Origin of the sequence: Geothrix oryzae, from assembly GCF_030295385.1 — a bacterium.
Classification (GTDB): Bacteria; Acidobacteriota; Holophagae; order Holophagales; family Holophagaceae; genus Geothrix; species Geothrix oryzae.
In genome coordinates, this window is sequence record NZ_AP027079.1 from 2,036,503 (window position 1) to 2,055,511 (window position 19,009).

Sequence of the window (19,009 nt, forward strand, 5' to 3'; positions counted from 1 at the left end):
AGCGGGGGACGGCCCCCCATGGGGTACACTGCCGTTCCGGCCCTTGTATGGAGCGGTCATGCAGAAGGGCATCCTGGAACATCTGCTGAGCGGCGAGGGCGCCATCGTGCCCCATGTCCAGCCCATGTACCGGCTGCGGGACAACCGCATGATGGCCCAGGAGTACCTGGCCCGGCACCTGGATGCGGCGGGCGTGACCCACCCCGTGGGCCCGATCCTCCAGGATCCGGGCCTGGCGCCGGCGGACCGTCTGGCCCTGGACCTGCGCTTCCTCGATGCCACCTTCGCCGCCCTCGCCCGCCACAGCGAAGGCGACTTCCTGCATTTCGTGAACCTCGAGCCGGTGAGCCTGGAAGCCCCGGGGTTCTGGGACTGCCTCCCGCGCTGGCTGGAGGCCCTGCCCTTCCCCGTGGAGCGCGTGGTGATGGAGTTCACCGAATCCCAGGGCGTGCATGATCTGGCGGCGCTCCAGCGCTATGCCCAGAAGCTGCGCGATGCCGGCCTGCGCCTGGCGGTGGACGACCTCGGGGCCGGCGTCGCCAGCCTCACCCACATGGCCCGCCTGGCCCCGGATTTCATTAAGGCCGACCGCAGCCTCGTGGAGCAGGTCCACCGCCGCCCCTACCAGGCCGCGCTGCTCAACGCCCTCTCCCACTTCGCCCAGCGCATGTGCATCGGCTTCATCGCCGAGGGCATTGAGACGCTCGAAGAACTCGAATCCGTCATGGATGCCGATGTGCCCTGGGGACAGGGCTTCATCCTGGGCCAGCCCTGGCCGACCCGGCCCAGGCCGATCGCTGGGCCTATCGCAGCTTCAGAGAGCTGAGGGCCAGGATCGAGCAGACGATGGCGGTGATCCACATCCGGATCACCACTTTCGTTTCCTGCAGCCCGCCCAGCTCGAGGTGATGGTGGAAGGGCGCCATGCGGAAGATGCGCTTCCCGCCCCGCAGCTTGAAGCTGCCCACCTGCAGGATGACGCTCACCGCCTCCACCACGAAAAGGCCGCCGGCGATCACCAGCAGCACCTCCTGCTTGATGATGACGGCCACGGTGCCCAGCGCGCCGCCCAGGCCCAGCGAACCCGTGTCGCCCATGAAGACTTCCGCGGGATGGGCGTTGTACCAGAGGAAGCCCAGGCAGGCCCCCGCCATGGCCCCCATGAACACGGACAGTTCGGCGCCGCCGGGCACATGGGGCACCACCAGGTAGGCGGCGATCTTCACATGGCCCACCACATAGGCCAGGATCGCGTAGGTGAGCGACACGATGAGCGTGCCGCCCGTGGCCAGGCCGTCCAGGCCGTCCGTGAGGTTCACGGCGTTGCTCGTGCCCACCATCACCAGCCAGATCCAGGGGATCAGGAAGACGCCCACATCCGGCCGGAAATTCTTGAAGAAGGGCACGGACAGCTGGCTGGTGGTCGATCCCCGCAGGCCGAAATGCAGGATGAGCCACGCCACCACCAGCGAGATGCCGGTGAGCAGGGCCATCTTCTGCCAGCTGCTGAGGCCCAGGTTCTGCTTCTTGAGCAGCTTCTGGGCGTCGTCGAAGGCGCCCACGGTGCCGAAGCCCAGCAAGGCCATGAGGGCCACCCAGATGGCGCCGTTCTTGAGGTCGCACCAGAGCAGCGTGGATACGGTGATCACCAGCAGGATGAGGATGCCGCCCATGGTGGGCGTACCCGCCTTCTTCTGGTGGTGCTCGGGTCCGACATCGCGGATGTGCTGGCCCATCTTCAGGGCCGTCAGGGTGCGGATGACCCAGGGACCCAGCAGCAGGCTCAACACCATGGCCGTGGCCGCGGCCATGGCCGTGCGGAAGGTCACATAGCGGAAGACGGAAAAGCCCGGGACCAGGTCGCGGAAGGGGTAGAGCAGCCAGGGAAGCATGGGGATCCGTTCAAGAGCCTGAGGACTGGGGACTGGGGGGAGACGACTGCAGAAGGAATTCCACGGCGCGCTCGGCCCGCCAGAATCGGCTTCCCTTCACCAGGATACGGGCTCCCGGCGGGATTGCGGAGAGTCCCCCGGCCTCGTCGCGCAAAGCCTCGAAATCCGGGAAGGCCCGGGCCCCGGACCCGAAGCCCTCGGCGTAGGCCGCCGCGAAGTCGCCATAGGCCCAGAGGCGGGAAAGGCCCTGGGCCTTCAGGGCCGCGCCGGTCTCGCGGTGGATGCGCGGCGCCTCGGGGCCCAGCTCTCGCATGGAGCCCAGCACGGCCAGGGCCTCGCCGCCCGGCAGCTGCAGGAGGGCCATGGTGCAGGCGAGGATGGAATCGAAGCTGGCGTTGTAGCTCTCGTCCAGGATGCAGCCGCCCCCCGCCAGCGGGACGAGGCGCCCCCGGCCGGGCTCGGGCAGGACGGCTCCCAGGCCCCCCGCGACGCGTTCCGGATCAAATCCGGCCCGGAGGGCGATGGCGGCGGCAAGGGCGGCGTTCCGGACCTGATGCTCCCCCGGCAGCTGGATTCGCACCGGGAGTTCGCCCGCGGGCGTCCGCAGGCGGAAGGCCTCGCCGGCGGCGCCCAGGGATTCGACCCCTTCCCAGCCATAGGCCTGCCCCTCGCCCACGGGGAGGGCCTCGGCATGGCGGGCCCAGGGCTGCCCGGCGATCCAGCGGCACCACTCGTCCGCCGCCAGGTAGGCCCAGGCGCCTCCCGGTGCCAGGCCCGCCACCAGCTCACCCTTGGCCTCCGCGATGCCTTGCCGGCCCTTGGCGAAGTTCTCGATGTGGGCCGTGCCGACCAGGGTGATGAGCCCGAAATCCAGCGGGGCGATCTCCGTCAGGCGGCGGATCTCGCCGGGCGTGCTCATGCCCATCTCCAGCACCGCGGCGCCCAGCCCCTCCGGCAGGGTGGCCAGGGCTTCGGGCAGACCCAGGGTGTTGTTGCGGTTGCCCGGCGTCTTCCAGCCGCCCAGGGCCGCGGCCAGCAGTTCCTTGGTGCTGGTCTTGCCGACGCTGCCGGTCACGCCAAACACGGCCCGGGGTCGCACGGCCGCCAGCCGCGCCTGGCCCCAGCGCTGGAGGGCCGCCAGGGTATCGGGCACCACGAGTTGTGGACACCCGCTGTCCAGAGGGTGATCCACCAGCAGGGCCGCAGCGCCCCCCTCGACCGCCTGGGCACAGAACGCATGGCCATCCCGCTCCGCCCGCAAGGCGACGAAGCAGGCACCGGGCTGGATCGTCCGGGTATCCATGGACAGGAACGAGGGCGTCACCGTGCCGTCGCCGAGGATCTCCCCTCCCACTTGGGAGGCCACCTGGAACAGGGACCAGAGGCTCATGCGGCACCTCCTATGCCGCACGCTTCGGGCTTCGGCTGCGCCAAAGTGGCACTCCGCTCCTGCTTCGTGCTCATGGCCGCTCCTTCGCGGAAGCGCGGCGGAGCCGGTCCCGCACCGCCAGCCATGCCTCCGTTTCCGGCGGCCGTTCCATGAGGATGCAGTCGAATCCCGCATCATCCAGCTCGTGCAGGAGGGCGTACAGCCGCGTCCCCACGGCCTCCGCATCCAACGGAAGGAGGATGCCGCGAACCCCGCCAGGCAGGTGCGGCAGGGCGCCCAGGGCCACATAGGCCACGCGCCCGGAAGCGGCCGCCAGGCCCGATCCTGGCGCCACCAGCTCCAGCCGGGCCCGGGGCGCGTAATGGCGTTCGGCCATGCCGGGCGCGGCTTGGCGGGTCCCGGCCTTCACGGCGCCCTCCCACAGGTCCACGGGGCCGATGAGGGCGGCCAGTTCGGCGGGTTGGATGGGCCCGGGTCGCAGGATGCGGGGGGTCTCGCCGCTGAGGTCGAGGATGGTGGACTCGAGACCGGCCTCCGTCGGGCCGCCATCGAGGATGAGGTCCACCGCCTCACCCAGGCTGGAAGCCACATGCTCGGCGCGGGTGGGCGAGAGGTGCTGGCTGCGGTTGGCGCTGGGCGCCGCCAGCGGCCGGCCCGCGGCTCGGATCAGGGCCAGCGCCACCGGGTGGGCCGGGCAGCGCAGCGCCACCGAAGGACCTCCCGCACGCACGATGGCGGGCACAGCCTCCGAGGCCGGCAGCACCAGGGTCAGCGGACCCGGCCAGAACCGCTCGACCAGGACCTGGGCTTCGGCGGGCCACCGGGACACCAGCGCCCGGGCCGCGTCGGCATCGGCCACATGCAGGATGACGGGATTCGTGGCGGGGCGGCCCTTCGCGGCGTAGATGCGCGCCACGGCCTCGGGATTGAGCCCGTCCGCACCCAGGCCATAGACGGTCTCCGTGGGGAAGGCCACGAGCCTGCCGGAGGCGAGGATCATGGCCGCCTCGCGGATCGCGGGATCGTCCGGACCCGTGACCTGGAGCAGCCGCGTCACTTCGGCCCCCCGAGCGCGGCTTCCACGGCGCTGCGGTCGCTGTAGGGGTATTTCACGCCGCAGATCTCCTGGTAGGGTTCGTGGCCCTTCCCCGCCAGCAGCAGCAGGTCGCCGGGCCGACAGTCCGCCAGGGCCCGGCGCACGGATTCGCGGCGATCGGCGTGGCGGTGGTACCGGGCGCCATCGGCGCGGATGGCTTCGGGAATCCCGGGGGCGGCATCGTCCAGGATGCGCTCCGGCTCCTCGCTGCGGGGGTTGTCGCTGGTGTGCCAGAGCACATCGGCACCGGCCGCCACGGCCGCCGCCATGAGGGGGCGCTTGGCCCGATCACGGTCGCCACCGCAGCCGAAGAGCACATGCAGGCGGCCCCCGGGCGGCAGCAGGCGCCGGCCCTCGGAGAGCAGCTTCTCCAGGGCGTCCGGCGTGTGGGCGTAATCCACCATCACGCCAAAGGGCTGGCCGCAGTCCACCCGCTCCAGGCGGCCCGGGGCACCGGTCACCTTGGGCACGGCCGGCACCAGCCCATCCAGGTCGAAGCCGGCCTCGGCGCAGGCGGCCAGGGCCGCCAGCAGGTTGTAGACATTGAAGCGGCCCAGCAGGGGGCTGTGGACTTCCCAGCTTCCCTTGGCCGAATGGAGGGTGAAGCGGGTCCCCGTGGGGCCCAGCTCCAGACCATGGGCCCGGTAGCAGGCGGGGCGGTCCACGGCGTAGCTCACATGGCCCTCCCGCTCCAGCAGGCCGCGGCCCCAGGCGTCGTCGGCGTTCACGAGAAAGCGCCCGCTCTGCGCCACGAGGCGATACTTCGCCTCGAAATAGGCCTCCAGGGTGCCGTGGTAGTCCAGGTGATCCTGCGTCAGGTTCGTGAAGACGCCTACCTTGAAGTGCGCGCCGTGGACCCGGCCCAGGCAGAGGGCGTGGCTGCTCACTTCGACTGCCGAGGCCCGGTCGCCGGCCTCCACGCTGCGGTGCAGCCAGCGGTAGAAGGCGGGGCTTTCCGGCGTGGTGCGGACAGCCTCCTCCTCCCGGTCTCCCGCGGCATTCAGGACGGTCCCCACGAGCCCGCAGCCGACCCCCGCGCCACGCAGAAGCTGGCGGATCAAAGTGGTGGTGGTGGTCTTGCCGTTGGTGCCGGTGACGCCGATGAGGGCCAGCTGCTCATCCGGCAGGCCGTGCAGGCGGCGGGCCAGGTCGGCCATTTGAAGGCGGGGATCCCCCAGGAAGGTGCAGTTGGCCGTGGTTTCTGGCGTATTCACGCCCGAAGCAGAAAAGACGGCGCTGGCGCCTTGCGCGAGGGCCTGGGGCACGAATGCCGCGCCGTCGACCTGCTCGCCCTGCAGGGCCACGAATGCCCAGCCGGCAAGTACCTCCCGGCTGTCGCTGGTGAGGTCCACCACCTCGACCTCCGGGCCGGAGCGCCGCAGGGCGATTCCATCGATGAGCGCATCCAGCTTCATGGCATCCCCGCCTTGATCTTCACCACCGTCCCGGGCTCCAGCGGGGCGCCGGGCTCGGGACTCTGGCTCAGCACCCGCATCGCGGTGGTTCCCGCCGACGACTCCACGCGGGGGGTGCCGCCCACCAGCACCACGCGATGGATGGCGGCCTTGAGGCTCAGCCCCTTGAGGTCGGGCACGCGGCCCCGCTCCACATGGACGGCGGCCTCGTCCGTCTCGCTCACGGGCCAGTCGCGCAGGGACAGCTTCAGGTCCGCTTCGCGGTCCAGGTCGGGGGTGGTCTGCCGGAAGCGGAGGATGCCGTCGCCGATCCGCTTGAAGAGGGGCGCGGCCACATCGCCGCCGGTGGTGTCGCCCGCGGGATCGTCGAGCATGACCAGCACGCCGTACTGAGGCTTGTCCGCCGGGAAGAAGCCCATGAAGGAGGCGAAGTGGCGCTTGGGATCGTACTTCCCGTCGATGAGCTTGCGGCTGGTGCCGGTCTTGCCGAAGGCCTCCACGCCGTTGTCGAGCCGGGCCCGCTTGCCCGTGCCCTGGGTGAGGACGCCCTTGAGCGTCTCCTTCATCAGGTTCGCGGTCTCCTCGCTCAGCACCTGCCCGCGCACGGTGGGCTTGAACTCCTTCAGCAGGAGGCCCTTGTCGTTGTAGATGCGCTGCACCAGGATCGGCTGCATGAGCTTGCCGCCGTTGGCCAGGGCGCAGCCGGCCATGAGGATCTGCAACGGGGTGGTGCTGAGGCCGTAGCCGTAGGAGAAGGTGTACTGGGTGGGCACGCTCCAGCGGTCGGGGGCGATCATGCGGCCCGGGCTCTCGCCGGGGAAGTTCAGACCGGTCGCATCCCCGAAGCCGAATTTGCGGAGGTACTGGTAGTGCACCGCGGGATCCAGCCGGATGCCCATCTTAGCGGCGCCAATGTTGGAGCTCTGCCAGAGGACTTCCTCGAAGGTGAGCACGCCGTGGCGGTGCGTATCCGTGATGGGCGGGACCTTCGGGCTGTACAGCCAGCGGCCGGCCAGGCAATCGATGCGTTCCCCCAGGTGGACCTTGCGCTCCTCCAGGGCGATGGCGGCGGTGAAGATCTTCATGGTGGAGCCAGGCTCGTAGACATCCTCCACGGGATGCACCTTGCGGGCCGCCTTCTGGCGCTCCAGCTCCCGGCGCAGCTCTTCGCGCTCGCCGGCCGATAGCTCGGCCTCGCCACGGTTGAGGAATTTCTTCGGCAGGATGTGATTCGGGTCGAAAGTGGGCGTGCCGGCCATGGCCAGGATCTCACCGGTCTGGGGGTCCACCACCACGGCGTAGGCCGTGCGGGGACGGGAGAGGCGAACCCCTTCCTCCAGCGCGTCCTCCACGATGTGCTGGATGGAGGCGTCGAGGCTGAGCTGGAGCGAGGCCCCGTTCACGGGCACCTGGCTGTAGTTTTCCTGGAGGATGAGCAGCTTGCCGTGGGCGTCGCGGGGGGCGATGAGCTCGCCCTTCAGGCCCGCCAGCTGCTTGTCGTAGGTCTGCTCGATGCCCAGCTGGCCCAGACCGTCGATGTTCGTAAAGCCGATGATCTGCGCCGCCAGGCTGCCGCGCGGATAGAAGCGGCGGCTCTCGGGCTGGAACTCGATTCCGTCGAGGTTCAGGGCCCGCACGGCGGCGGTCTTGATGGGCGGCAGGTGCCGCTCGAGGTAGACGAAGGTCTTCTTGCGCAGGAGCTTCTCCAGTACCTGCCCCCGGGTCTGCTCCAGGATGGGGGCCAGCTTGGCCGCCACCTCCGACGCGGCCCGGCGGTCAGGCTCGCCCCAGTGCCGCTCCTCCCCCTTCGCCGGCTTGTAGTCCGGGTAGAACACGCGGGGATCGGCGAAGAGGCTCTCGACTTTGATGGAGATGGCCAGCGGCTCCCCCCGGCGGTCCCGCAGCTCCCCGCGGATGGGCGGAATGGGCACCACCGTGGTGTGCTGCTGCTCGGCCTTGGCGTGGTAGCGCTTGTGCTCCACCCCCTGCAGCCAGAAGAGCCGGAGGAGGATGCAGAGGGCCCAGAAGGCCATGCCCCCCATGATCCAGGGCATGCGCCGGCCCAGCAGATCCTGGGGATCCTGCCGGCCCAGCAGGCGCCGGGAGGCACGGGGTTCAGTGGCGAAGCGGAGGGACACGGGAGGGCCGGGGCTGGATGGAGCGGTGACGCGGGGCCGCAGCGCCCCACAGCCTATAGGCTACAGCCCTTCGGACGACACGGGACGGAGCTTGGCGAGGCGCTGGTCCTCGGGCGTGAAGGCCCGGCGTATCAGATGGCCCTGCTTGCGGGGCTGGAGCCCGGCCTTCTGGGCATAGACCTGGACTTCCTCATCGCGCTGATAGCGGCTGCGCTCCAGCATGAGCTTGCGCTGGAACTCCTCCTCCTTGCGGATGCGCTCCTTCAGGTCGCCCATGGCGTAGCTCAGGCGCGTGCTCTGGATCTTCAGGTAGGCGAGGGTGCCGAGGGGCATGGCCAGGGCCAGCACCAGCAGCAGCATGCGCAGGATGCCTTCGCTCTCGACCATGCGGACGGGAGCGGCGGGGCTCGGCAGAGTTCCGGCGGCCATGGGTACCTCGGTCAGGGGAGCCGTTCCGCCACGCGCAGGCGGGCGGACCGGGAGGGGGGATTGGCGGCGGCTTCGGCCTCGCTGGGAGCGATGCCACCGGGATGAATGAGCTTGAGGATCTTGGGAAGCGGTGCCGGGGCCACGCGGCCGGGCCCGTCGTAGGTGCCCGCGAGACGCCGCAGGGTCTGCTTGACGATGCGGTCCTCCAGGCTGTGGAAGCTGATGACCGCCAGGCGGCCGCCGGGCCGCAGGTGGGAGACCGCCGCCTCCAGCGCCGCGGCCAGCCGGTCCAGCTCGCCGTTCACGGCGATGCGGATGGCCTGGAAGGTCCGGGTGGCGGGATCGCTCTGGCCCTTCCGCTTGGCGGGTTCGCGCGGGATCACGGTGTAGACGGCCTGGGCCAGGTCCCGCGTGGTGGCCAGCCGGCCTTCGCCATGCGCCCGGAGGATGGCGCGGGCGATGGGCCGGCTGGCACGCTCTTCGCCAAACTGGTAGATCGCGTCGGCCAGACTTTCGTCGGTCTGCTCCGCGATCCATTCCAGGGCAGTGGGGCCGGAATTGGTGTCCATGCGCATGTCGAGGGGGCCTTCGTCCCGGAAGCTGAAGCCCCGCTCCGGGGTGCGGAGCTGCAGGGTGGAGACGCCCAGGTCCGCCAGGATGGCGTCGAAGCCGCCCGGGGCATGGGTTCCGGTCCAGGCCAGGAACTGGGGATCGGTCCAGATGTCCTCGTAGTTCCCCGCCAGGATCTCCAGGCGGCCATCGTCGCCCAGGCGGCGGCGGGCCAGATAGCGGGCCTCGGGATCGCGGTCCACGCCCAGGTAGCTGGCGGCCTTGTCGCACCGGCCCAGCAGGGCTTCGGCGTGGCCGCCCAGGCCCAGGGTCAGGTCGAGGACCCGCGCCCCCGGAGGCAGCACGAGGTTGTCCAGCACCTCCTGGAGGAGGACGGGGACATGGGTGGGGGGCTGAATGGTCATCATCAGATCCCCAGGTCCGCGAGCTGCGCCAGGTCGTCGGCACCGAGGGGTTCGGCCGCGAGGCGCCGCTCGAAGCCGGCCTTGTTCCACAGGGCCAGGTGGTCCATCTGTCCCAGCACGGCCACCTCGCCCGTGAGCTGGGCGGCCTCGCGCAGGATGGGCGGGATGACGAAACGGCCCTGGGCATCCGGCTCCACTTCGCTGCCGAAGTAGGCGGTGGTCTCGAGGAACTTGCGCTTGGCGGGGCTGGTGGACGGCAGGGCGGCCAGCCGCGCCTCGATGGCCTCCCAGACCGGCAGGGGATAGAGGCGGGCGGAGCGGCCGTCCAGCGAAGTCAGGTAGTGCCGCAGGGCGGAAACGCCCTCGCGCAGACCCCGGCCCCCTTCGCCCTGAGCGAAGGTTTCCAGCTCGGCCTTGAAGGAGGAGGGGAGCTTCAGACGGCCCTTCTCATCCACCGTGGCCGGTGAGTTTCCGCGAAGTCGCAGCACCGGTATCGCCTTTCAACCAGCTACCCAGGAGAGGCCGATGGATGCGAAGCGAGACCACTTTGATCCACTTCAGACCACTTTTCTCCACTGAGAGCCACCTCAAAGTCTAGAAAGACCCGGGATTGCAACAAGCGGAAATAAAAACGAAAAAGACACGCAAACGCGTGCCTTTTTCGCTAAATGAAAGGATTTTCGACGACTGGCTACTGGCAGAGCTTCCCGCCGAGGGGCTTTCCCCCCAGCAGGTGGAAGTGAAGGTGGAAGACGGTCTGGCCCGCATCGGGGCCGCAATTGCTCAGCAGGCGCCACCCGCCGGTCATGACGCCGTGGTCCCTCGCCAGCTGCGCGGAGAGCTGGAGGATCCGGCCCGACAGGGCGGCCACCTCGGGGGTCAGGTCGCCCAGCCCTTCGCAATGCGCCTTCGGAATGATGAGCAGATGGACGGGCGCCTGGGGGAAGATGTCCTTGAAGGCGAGCAGCTCATCGTCTTCATACACCAGGGCGGCGGGGATCTCCTTCCGCACGATCTTGCAGAACAGGCACTCGCTCGCAGGGGCGCTCATCCGGGACCTCCCATGTTCCACATCATCTTGCATCAGCCCGAGATTCCGCAGAATACCGGAAGCATCGGCCGCCTCTGCGTGAACAACGGCGTGAAGCTGCACCTGATCCACCCGCTGGGCTTCGACACCAGCGACTACTACCTGCGCCGGGCGGGCCTGGACTACTGGGAGAAGCTGGATCCCACCCACTACGCCGACTGGAATGACTTCCTGGCCCGGAACCCCGCCAAGCGCCTGTGGTTCTTCACCACCAAGGGCGCCCGCCGGCACACCCAGGTGCCCTGGGCCTATGGCGACGGGCTCGTCTTCGGCCAGGAGACCGTGGGGCTGCCCGAGGACCTGCTCGCGGCCCACAAGGACTCGCTGCTGCGGATCCCGATGCTGGGCGACCACCACCGCAGCTTGAACCTGGCCCAAGCCGCGGCCATTGGCCTTTACGAAGCCCTGCGGCAGACTGAGGGTTGGTAATCTCCGGAGCCCCCATGAACCCAGCGCCGATCCGCGTCGTCATCGCCAAGCCCGGCCTCGACGGGCATGACCGCGGCGCCAAGGTGGTGGCGCGCGCCCTGCGGGATGCGGGCATGGAGGTGATCTACACCGGCCTGCGACAGACGCCGCAGCAGATCGCCGCCGCCGTGGTGCAGGAGGATGCCCGCGTGCTCGGCATGAGCATCCTCAGCGGCGCCCACAACCAGATCTTCCCCGAGGTGCTGCGCCTGCTGAGGGAGCAGGGCGCGGACGATGTGCTGGTCTTCGCCGGCGGCATCATCCCCGACGAGGACATCCCCGCCCTCAAGGCCCAGGGCATCCGCGAGATCTTCCAGCCCGGCACGAACACCGACGACATCGTGGCCTTCATCCGGCGCGAGATCCCGAACTGATGGCGAAGACCAGCCCCCTCTTCGAGTGCACGGCCTGCGGCGCCCGCCATCCCAAGGCTCTGGGCAAGTGCACGGGCTGCGGCGCCTGGGACACCGTCCAGGAGATCCGCGGCGCCCTGAAGCGCGACCTCCAGCGGGCCGGGTCCGCCTACGCGCAGAGCCATTATGCGGGCCCCATCGCCCTTCCCGATGTGGAGGTGACGGACGCCCAGCGCAGCCCCACCGGCATCGCGGAGCTGGATCGCGTGCTGGGCGGCGGCGTGGTGCCGGGCATGGTGGCCCTGCTGGGCGGTGAGCCGGGCATCGGCAAGTCCACCCTGCTGCTGCAGTGGGCGGCCACGACGGAAGGCACGGTCCTCTACGCCAGCGGCGAGGAAAGCGAGCGCCAGATCAAGCTGCGGGCCCAGCGTCTCGGCGCGGAGAACCCGGGCATCCACCTGCTGGCCGAAACGGATGTCCGCCGCATCCTCGAGGAAGCCGAGCGCATGAAGCCGGATCTGCTCCTGGTGGACAGCATCCAGACCCTCTTCGATCCCGACTTCGAGAGCAGCGCCGGCAGCGTGAGCCAGGTGCGCGGCTGCGCGGCCATGCTCACCCGCTGGGCCAAGACCACGGGTACGCCCCTGGTGCTGGTGGGCCATGTCACCAAGGACGGCAGCCTCGCCGGACCCAAGGTGCTGGAACACCTGGTGGACACGGTTCTGGCCTTCGAAGGCGACCGGCACCACCACCACCGCCTGCTGCGGGCCCTCAAGAACCGCTTCGGCGCGGCCTTCGAGCTGGGCGTGTTCGCCATGACGGAGAAAGGCCTGGTGGCCGCCGAGGGCAATCCCTTCTTCCTGGACGCCGAGCCCCGGCCCGGCTGCGCCGCCACGGTGGTGCTCAGCGGCACCCGGCCCATGGTGGTGGAGATCCAGGCCCTCGTGGCCGCCGCGGGCCTGGGCATCCCCCGCCGCACGGCCCTGGGCATCGATGGCCAGCGGCTGGCCATGCTCTGCGCCGTGGCCGAACGCCGGGGCGGCGTACAGCTCCACGACCGGGACATCTATGTGAATGTGGCCGGCGGCCTGGAGATCGAGGACCCGGCCGCGGACCTCGCCGTCATCGCCGCCCTCTGCAGCAGCGCCGGCGGCCGCCTCCTGGCCGAGAAATGCCTCTTCATGGGCGAGGTCGGTCTGACCGGAGAAGTCCGCCCGGTGGCCCAGCTTCCCCTGCGCCTGCAGGAGGGCGCGCGCCTGGGCTTCAGCTGCGCCGCCGTGCCCCGCCTGGGCCTGGAGGGCAAGAGCCCCCTCGACCTCTTCCCCGAAACCAGCGTGGAGCGCCTGCGGGGCAAGGCCTGGCTGAAGGGCATCGTGGAGGAGTAGCGGGCAGGCCGCTGGAAATCCCCAGGTGGCTCTGCCCCCCATCCGACCTATGCTCGACCCATGACCTGGAAGCCCGCTCCCCGGCCCGGCGTGGATCCCCTCGCCCTGCCCCTCGACCCGCTCCAGGGCTACCTGCTGTCGCGGCTGGACGGGACTCTGGATGTCCCGACCCTCGCGCACCTCATGAACCTGGAGCGGCATCAGGTGGCTGGGATGCTGGAGACCCTGGTGGCCCTGGGTGCCGTGACCCCGGCCAGGCCCCCGGGCCCAGCGGCGGCCTCCCCATCGGCGCCGTCCCCCGCGCCGATGGACTCCGGCCCGGAGGACGCAGAAGCCGGGGAGGACGCACCACACGCCAAGGCCCGGGCCGCCACCCACCGGGCCCTCTTCGAGCAGCGGCTGCACGCCCGGTCCGTGGAGGAACGGGTCGCCCTGGCGCGGGGGGCGGCGGAGCCCGAGCTGAGCGCCTACTGCTTCGACCCCACCGCCGAAGTCGTCCGTGCCGTGCTGGACAATCCCCAGGTGGGCGGCCTCCACGCACGCCTCATCGCGGCCCACCACCGCACGGCAGCGGGCCTGGAGGCCCTGGGCGGACGCACCGCCTTCACGAATGATGGCGGCGTGCGCCGGGCGCTACTGCAGAATCCCCTGCTGCCGATCGGCCTCTACCGGCGTCTCTGGTCCCCCCGGCGGCTGCTGGAGCAGTACCTCGTGGCGACCTCCCGCGATTCGCCCGAACAGGTCCGCGCCATGGCCCGGGAGCTGCTGCGCGCGAGCTTCAACCAGCGCACGGGCGAGGAGCGAGCCGAGCTCATCCTCACCACGGAGGGCCGCTGCCTCGCGAGCCTGGTGGGCCTCACCATCGACGGTCACACGACGGCCCTCCTCTGCCGCCGCACCTATGTCTCCACCCTGCTCATCCAGAACATCGCCCGCTGGAGCGCCGCGCCGCCCCCGCTCATCGCCCACCTCCGCCGCCAGGATGCCGTGAAGCGCAACGCGGCCCTGCGGCAGCTGCTGGAACGGCATCCCAACGCCAGCTGAGCGGAGGCTAGCGCGTCAGCCAGGTGGCGAAGGTCATCCAGGCCCCGGTACCGGCCAGGGCCAGGCGCAGCCAATGCGACAGGATGACGAAGAGCCCGCCCCAGAGGAAGGCCGGGTGCAGGCGGCCGGTGCGCAGCCGGTCGTAGGCCGCGCAGCCGATCACCGCCAGATCCGTCAGGCCGAAGTAGGCCAAGGGCCCGGCTTTGGCGATGGCGTCAAGCGGGATGCGTGCAATGGCCGCCGCAAGGATGCCCACGCAGGAGAGCAGCATGAGCCGCTTGTGGAAATCCCCCCGGGCCCGGAGCCCGAGCCCCGCACCCACCAGGCTCCCAAAGACCACCATGTCCCCCAGGGGCACCACCAGGAAGATCAGCGGGGGCGGCCCGGGAGATCGCCCCAGGCGCGCCGCGGTGATGGCCGTGACCGTGCCGAGCACCAGCACCGCAGCAGCGAGGAACGCGCCGAGCAGGCCGAGCTGCCGATGCAGGTCCAGCCGACGATTGGCCACCAGCCGCACCTGGACCAGGAACAGCCCGAACCAGAGGCTCATCACCAGCCCGTGCAGGTGCAGCAGGGGGGACAGGGTGGGCGTACCGAAGACCGCTTTGAGATAGTAGGTCTTCGCGAAGCCCAGGAGCACGATGGCCGCCACGGCCCAGGCCCCGACGGTATAGAGACGATGGTGGGGGGTGAGCGCGATTGAACGCGAGTCGAGAGCCATGCCCGTCCTCCGGAGTGGGATCCAAGGTCCAAGTCTGTGCTGGAGCGATGTCTCTACATTAGGCTTATGAGACGCAAGATCAATTGTCAATAATCGACAATATTACTGCACACACAATCAATCATGGAGGCCACCTCAGGCGGTCTCGGTTTCCCTCCCCGCTAGACTGGCGTCACGACAGGCATGGAGGCGGCGGATGACCGGATCGGGTGAGCGCGACTATGTCCTCGGGACCCACCGGGAGGAGATCGAGCGGCTGGGACTCCAGCACCGGGTCTGGCGGCCACATGTCCTGGAAGGCTGGCGCCGCGCCGGGATCACCACCGGTTCGAAGGTCCTCGATGTGGGCGCGGGCCCCGGCTACGCCACGGTGGACCTGGCGGAGATCGTCGGACCGACGGGCGAAGTCCACGCCGTGGAGCGCTCCGGCAATTTCGTGCAGCACGCCCGGGAGATCTGCGCGGCCCGCGGGCTGGGCCAGGTCCGCGTCCACGAGCAGGACCTCATGGCCGGGCCGCTGAATGTGCAGGGCATGGATGCCGCCTGGTGCCGCTGGGTGGCCTCCTTCGTATCCGACCCGGCGAAGCTGGCGGCCACCGTGGCCCGGGCCCTGAGGCCCGGCGGCGTGGCCATCTTCCATGAATATCTGGACTACCGCACCTGGCGCCTGGCCCCGCCCTGCCCGCCCCTCGAGTCCTTCGTGTCGGAGGTCATGGCCAGCTGGCGGGCCTCCGGCGGCGAGCCGGATGTGGCCCTGACCCTGCCCAGCCTGCTCGAGGACGCGGGCCTCGCCGTGAAGCGCCTCGAGCCGAAGGTCTTCGTCATCCCGCCCAGCGACTTCATCTGGAAGTGGCCCTCGGCGTTCGTGGAGACCAACCTCCAGCGATTGCTGGAGCTCGGCCGGGTAGACGAGACCTGGACCCTCGCGGTGCGCGAGGCCCTGCGCCAAGCGGCGGCCGATCCCCACACCCTCATGATCACGCCCATGGTGCTGGAGATCGTGGCCGAACGGCGGAGCTAGGCTTTGGGCCCTTAGACGTAGACCCGCTGCAGGCCTGGATCCTGCGTCAGCTCTTCGATGAGGTCGCGGACGCTCACCAGCTCGCGGAGCTTGGCGCCGTTGCTGCCGGTGAAGAAGAGGCCGCTCTCCTCGTCGCCGCGCATGGCGTCGGCCAGGCGGTCGGCGATGCAGTAGCCCACGGCGGCGGCGCCCTTGCCGTGGCCGCAGGGCGACAGGCAATTGCTCACGCAGCGGATCTGGGGCGCCGTGCCGGCCTCGATGCGCCGCTGCAGGGAGGTCCGCACGCCCCGGGCGGGCAGGCCCACCGGGGACTTCATGAGGCCGATATCCTCGGCCTTGGCGCGGAGGATGACCTCCTTGAAGATCGGCGAGGCGTCGCACTCGAAGGTGCCGATGAAGCGGGTACCCATCTGCACGCCGTCCGCGCCCAGGGCAAGGAAGCGCTGGATGTCCGCGTGATCCCACACGCCGCCCGCCACCAGGATGGGGAAGTCGCCCCACTTGTCCCGCTCCTCGATGACCTCGGGCAGGATGTTCTCCAGAGTGTGGGCCGGGTCCAGGCAGCCGTCGTGGCTGAAGCCCTGGTGGCCGCCGCTTTCGGGGCCTTCCAGCACCACGGCGTCCGGCAGGCGGTTGTACTTCCGCTGCCACTGCTTGCAGATCACCTGGAGCGCCCGGCCCGAGGACACGATGGGCACCAGGGCCACATCCGCGTCGCCCACATAGCCCGGCAGGGCCAGGGGCAGGCCTGCGCCGGACACGATCATCTGGGCGCCGCCGGCGATGGAAGCCCGCACGGCGGACTCGTAGCCTTCGATGGCGCAGAGGATGTTCACGCCCACGGCGCCCCGGCCTTCGGAGCGTTCCCGGGCGGCGCGGATGATCCATTCCAGCGCCTTGGGCGGGTTCAGCGAATCGGAACCGTCGGGGCGGCCCAGGCGCATGGTGGGGTTGGCCGAGCCGTGGTAGCCCGTGCCGATGGCCGAGACCAGGCCCACGCAGCCCTCACGGGCCACGGCGCCCGCCAGGCCCTCCCAGGAGATGCCCACGCCCATGCCGCCCTGCTGGATGGGATAGGCCAGGTCCAGGTTGCGGATGCGCAGGCGCGGCAGGGTGCAGGCGCCCTTGCGGACGAGCGCCTGGGCCATGGAATCCAGGCCGGCCATGAGCCGGGTGCGGAAGGCCGCCAGGGGCGAAGCGTCCAGCAGCGAAGGCGTGCGCGGCTGGAGGCCGATGGCGCCATCGGCCATGGCCTGCTTGGCCTCGGCCTCCGTATCGGCCACCGCCATCACGGGGAGCCCCAGGAACCGCAGGGCCGCCACATCGCAGGCCCGGGCGAGCAGGGCGGAAGCGCCCCCGGCCTTGGCCTGGGCGCCTTCTTCGGGGCTCTGCACGGCCACCAGGCGGGGCATGTTCGCGTGCTTCAGCATGGCCAGCGAGGGCGGCAGCTCCGCCGTGTGCAGTAGGAAGGCCACGCCGGCCTCGCGGGCGGCGGCCATCACGCTGTCGGCGCTGTCCCGCAGGCCCCGGAGGTCCAGACCGATCTTGGCGCCCTCGCGCATGGAGGCCTTGAGTTCGTGCAGCCGCTCCCGGAGCTTGGCCGCATCGGGGAAGGCCTCCGTGCGGGGCAGCGCCCAGCCTCCGGCCCGCAGGAAGGCGGCCTGGAAGTCGAGGGAACCCGGCGCCTGCCAACCCTGGAGGGTGGGCAGCGTCGCCGTCTTGAAGAAGGATTCGGCCATTACGGGCTCCGGGATCGCGGAAATGGCTTACCGCAACAAGCATTCTGGGGCCAAAACCCTGTGACGGCGTTCAAGGTTTTGACCCCAGGTCAGGCCATCCCGGGTCGGACCTCCTGAAGCCGTGCAAGCCGCTGGCCCCGAAGGTAAAAAACAGTGACCCAAAAGAACCTTCGGTTGATCTTCCGCGATGCGGCGAAACCCTACGGCCGGGCCGCCGGCGCGGGCGTCTCCACGGGATCCAGGAAGGGCATCATGCGGCGCAGGTTCCGGCCCACCTGTTCGATGGGGTGGTCATGATCCGCGGCCCGCTGGGCCTCGAACCACCGGCGCCCCGTGCGGTTCTCCTCGATCCAAGCGGCGGCGTAGCGGCCGTCCTGGATCTCCTTCAGGATCTCCTTCATCTCGGCCTTGGTCTGCTCGGTCACCAGCCGGGGCCCTCCGGTGTAGTCGCCGTATTCCGCCGTGTCGCTGATGCTGTAGCGCATGAAGCTGAGGCCGCCCCGATACATCAAGTCCACGATGAGCTTCAATTCATGCAGACACTCGAAATAGGCAATCTCGGGCTGATAGCCGGCTTCCACCAGGGTCTCGAAACCCGCCTTCACGAGGGCGCTCGCCCCCCCGCACAGCACCGCCTTCTCACCGAAGAGATCCGTTTCAGTTTCTTCCGCAAAGGTTGTCTCCAGGACGCCTGCCCGAGTGAGGCCAAGGGCCGCCGCATAGGACAGCGCCAGGGCCAGGGCCTGCCCGCTGGCGTCCTGGTGGACGGCCACCAGGGCCGGCGTGCCCCCGCCTTCCACGAAGACCTCGCGCACCCGGTGGCCGGGGCTCTTGGGGGCCACCAGGCTGACATCCACCCCTGCGGGCGGCTGGATGCAGCCGTAGCGAATGTTGAAGCCGTGGGCGAACATCAGCGTCTTGCCGGGCGTCAGGTGGGGCGCGATGGCTTCCTGGTAGAGGGCGCCCTGCCCCGTGTCGGGGGTGAGGACCATGATCACATCCGCCCAGGCTGCGGCTTCGGCGGGGGTGGTGACCGTGAGGCCCTGGGCTTCGGCCTTGGCCCGCGAGGCGGAGGCGACCGGCAACCCCACGCGGACATGGACGCCGCTGTCCTTGAGGTTGAGGGCGTGGGCGTGACCCTGGGAGCCGAAGCCCAGGATGGCGACCTTGCGGGCGCGGATGAGGCCGAGGTCGGCGTCGTAGTGGATCTTGGCCATGGGGGGCTCCTTTGGTTGGGTCGTCTGGAGTTGGGTGGTCTGGAGTTGGGTGGTCTGAAGTCGGAGGTCAGACGGACATGGCTTCCGAGCCGGTGCCCGTGCGAAGGGGCACCGGGGCGTTCCGGGGTGAGGGCGTGCGGGTGCCGCGGGCCATGGCCACGGCGCCAGTGCGGCCCAACTCGAGGATACCGAAGGGCCGCATGGCATCCACCAGGGCATCGATCTTGTCGAGGCTGCCGGTGCATTCGATGACGAGGCTGTCCTCGGCGAGGTCCACCACGGTGGCCCGGAAGACCTGGGCCAGCTGGAGTACTTCGGACCGCACCTCAGACCCGGCCGCCACCCGCACCAGCACCAGGTCGCGCACCACCTTGGGCCGCTCCCCCAGCTGCTGGACCTCCAGGACATTCACCAGCTTGCGGAGATGCTCCACGGCCTGGCGCACCATGGGCGCCTCGGAATCCACGACGATGGTCATGCGGGACAGCCCGGCCCGCTCCGTGGGGCCCACGGTGAGGGAGTGGATGTTGAAGCCGCGGCGCCGGATCAGGGAGGCGATGCGGGTCAGGACGCCCGGTTCGTCATCGGTGTAGACCACGAGGACCTGGGGTCTGGAAGCCTGGAGCATGGAACCTCC

Annotated in this window: 19 protein-coding genes; 6 read left to right on the top strand and 13 right to left on the bottom strand. The window is 70.0% G+C overall.

All coding sequences use genetic code 11. The annotated features are described in order from the left end of the window. The first annotated feature begins 58 nt into the window (after positions 1 to 58). Positions 59 to 826, top strand: a complete 768-nt coding sequence (locus QUD34_RS09415) for an EAL domain-containing protein (protein ID WP_286353443.1) — start codon at positions 59 to 61, stop codon at positions 824 to 826. Here QUD34_RS09415 and mraY read toward each other — a convergent pair. The 9 genes from mraY to QUD34_RS09460 form a co-directional block, all read right to left on the bottom strand. Continuing rightward, the gene (gene mraY, locus QUD34_RS09420; protein ID WP_286353444.1) at positions 804 to 1,892 is read right to left on the bottom strand and encodes a phospho-N-acetylmuramoyl-pentapeptide-transferase; all 1,089 of its coding nucleotides are present in this window, start codon (positions 1,890 to 1,892) and stop codon (positions 804 to 806) included. The two genes, QUD34_RS09415 and mraY, sit on opposite strands and share 23 nt — an antisense overlap. Positions 1,893 to 1,902: 10 nt before the next feature. Then, positions 1,903 to 3,282, bottom strand: coding sequence for a UDP-N-acetylmuramoyl-tripeptide--D-alanyl-D-alanine ligase (locus tag QUD34_RS09425; RefSeq protein ID WP_286353445.1), 1,380 nt, complete (start codon positions 3,280 to 3,282; stop codon positions 1,903 to 1,905). Between the two features lie 70 nt (positions 3,283 to 3,352). Then, entirely contained in the window at positions 3,353 to 4,339 is a 987-nt protein-coding gene (locus QUD34_RS09430; RefSeq protein WP_286353446.1) for an L-threonylcarbamoyladenylate synthase, read from the bottom strand. Beyond that, positions 4,336 to 5,793: a UDP-N-acetylmuramoyl-L-alanyl-D-glutamate--2,6-diaminopimelate ligase gene (locus tag QUD34_RS09435; protein WP_286353447.1), complete on the bottom strand. Its 1,458-nt coding sequence runs from the start codon at positions 5,791 to 5,793 to the stop codon at positions 4,336 to 4,338. Before QUD34_RS09435 ends, QUD34_RS09430 begins: the two co-directional genes overlap by 4 nt. Then, on the bottom strand, positions 5,790 to 7,931 hold the full coding sequence (locus QUD34_RS09440; RefSeq protein ID WP_286353448.1) for a penicillin-binding transpeptidase domain-containing protein: 2,142 nt from the start codon (positions 7,929 to 7,931) through the stop codon (positions 5,790 to 5,792). The genes QUD34_RS09435 and QUD34_RS09440 overlap by 4 nt, the downstream gene beginning before the upstream one ends. A 60-nt stretch (positions 7,932 to 7,991) precedes the next feature. Next, positions 7,992 to 8,360, bottom strand: a complete 369-nt coding sequence (locus QUD34_RS09445) for a hypothetical protein (protein WP_286353449.1) — start codon at positions 8,358 to 8,360, stop codon at positions 7,992 to 7,994. An 11-nt stretch (positions 8,361 to 8,371) separates the two neighbouring features. Further along, positions 8,372 to 9,334 (bottom strand): 16S rRNA (cytosine(1402)-N(4))-methyltransferase RsmH, encoded by a 963-nt coding sequence (gene rsmH / locus QUD34_RS09450; protein ID WP_286353450.1) that lies wholly within the window; start codon positions 9,332 to 9,334, stop codon positions 8,372 to 8,374. 2 nt (positions 9,335 to 9,336) lie between these two features. Then, positions 9,337 to 9,822, bottom strand: coding sequence for a division/cell wall cluster transcriptional repressor MraZ (locus tag QUD34_RS09455; RefSeq protein ID WP_286353451.1), 486 nt, complete (start codon positions 9,820 to 9,822; stop codon positions 9,337 to 9,339). A gap of 203 nt (positions 9,823 to 10,025) precedes the next feature. Then, on the bottom strand, positions 10,026 to 10,385 hold the full coding sequence (locus QUD34_RS09460) for a histidine triad nucleotide-binding protein (RefSeq protein WP_286353452.1): 360 nt from the start codon (positions 10,383 to 10,385) through the stop codon (positions 10,026 to 10,028). Positions 10,386 to 10,397: 12 nt separating this feature from the next. On the opposite strand from QUD34_RS09460, the gene QUD34_RS09465 reads away from it, so the two are divergent. The 4 genes from QUD34_RS09465 to QUD34_RS09480 are packed head-to-tail and all read left to right on the top strand — an operon-like array spanning position 10,398 to position 13,674. Next, complete coding sequence (locus QUD34_RS09465) at positions 10,398 to 10,853, top strand: tRNA (cytidine(34)-2'-O)-methyltransferase (RefSeq protein WP_286353453.1); 456 nt, start codon at positions 10,398 to 10,400, stop codon at positions 10,851 to 10,853. Between the two features lie 14 nt (positions 10,854 to 10,867). Next, positions 10,868 to 11,266: a cobalamin B12-binding domain-containing protein gene (locus QUD34_RS09470; protein WP_286353454.1), complete on the top strand. Its 399-nt coding sequence runs from the start codon at positions 10,868 to 10,870 to the stop codon at positions 11,264 to 11,266. Then, positions 11,266 to 12,630, top strand: a complete 1,365-nt coding sequence (radA, locus tag QUD34_RS09475; RefSeq protein ID WP_286353455.1) for a DNA repair protein RadA — start codon at positions 11,266 to 11,268, stop codon at positions 12,628 to 12,630. Before QUD34_RS09470 ends, radA begins: the two co-directional genes overlap by 1 nt. A 60-nt stretch (positions 12,631 to 12,690) precedes the next feature. After that, entirely contained in the window at positions 12,691 to 13,674 is a 984-nt protein-coding gene (locus tag QUD34_RS09480) for a hypothetical protein (RefSeq protein ID WP_286353456.1), read from the top strand. 7 nt (positions 13,675 to 13,681) lie between these two features. On the opposite strand, the gene QUD34_RS09485 is transcribed toward QUD34_RS09480, so the two are convergent. Continuing rightward, positions 13,682 to 14,395 (bottom strand): hypothetical protein, encoded by a 714-nt coding sequence (locus tag QUD34_RS09485; RefSeq protein ID WP_286353457.1) that lies wholly within the window; start codon positions 14,393 to 14,395, stop codon positions 13,682 to 13,684. 196 nt (positions 14,396 to 14,591) lie between these two features. Between QUD34_RS09485 and QUD34_RS09490 the strand changes: the two genes are divergently transcribed. Then, positions 14,592 to 15,416, top strand: a complete 825-nt coding sequence (locus QUD34_RS09490) for a class I SAM-dependent methyltransferase (protein WP_286353458.1) — start codon at positions 14,592 to 14,594, stop codon at positions 15,414 to 15,416. 11 nt (positions 15,417 to 15,427) lie between these two features. On the opposite strand, the gene QUD34_RS09495 is transcribed toward QUD34_RS09490, so the two are convergent. From QUD34_RS09495 to ilvN, 3 genes are all read right to left on the bottom strand, one after another. After that, complete coding sequence (locus tag QUD34_RS09495; protein ID WP_286353459.1) at positions 15,428 to 17,155, bottom strand: NAD(P)H-dependent flavin oxidoreductase; 1,728 nt, start codon at positions 17,153 to 17,155, stop codon at positions 15,428 to 15,430. A 200-nt stretch (positions 17,156 to 17,355) separates the two neighbouring features. Next, positions 17,356 to 18,372: a ketol-acid reductoisomerase gene (gene ilvC / locus QUD34_RS09500; RefSeq protein ID WP_286353460.1), complete on the bottom strand. Its 1,017-nt coding sequence runs from the start codon at positions 18,370 to 18,372 to the stop codon at positions 17,356 to 17,358. 67 nt (positions 18,373 to 18,439) lie between these two features. Continuing rightward, on the bottom strand, positions 18,440 to 19,000 hold the full coding sequence (ilvN, locus tag QUD34_RS09505) for an acetolactate synthase small subunit (RefSeq protein ID WP_286353461.1): 561 nt from the start codon (positions 18,998 to 19,000) through the stop codon (positions 18,440 to 18,442). Between the last annotated feature and the right edge of the window lie 9 nt (positions 19,001 to 19,009).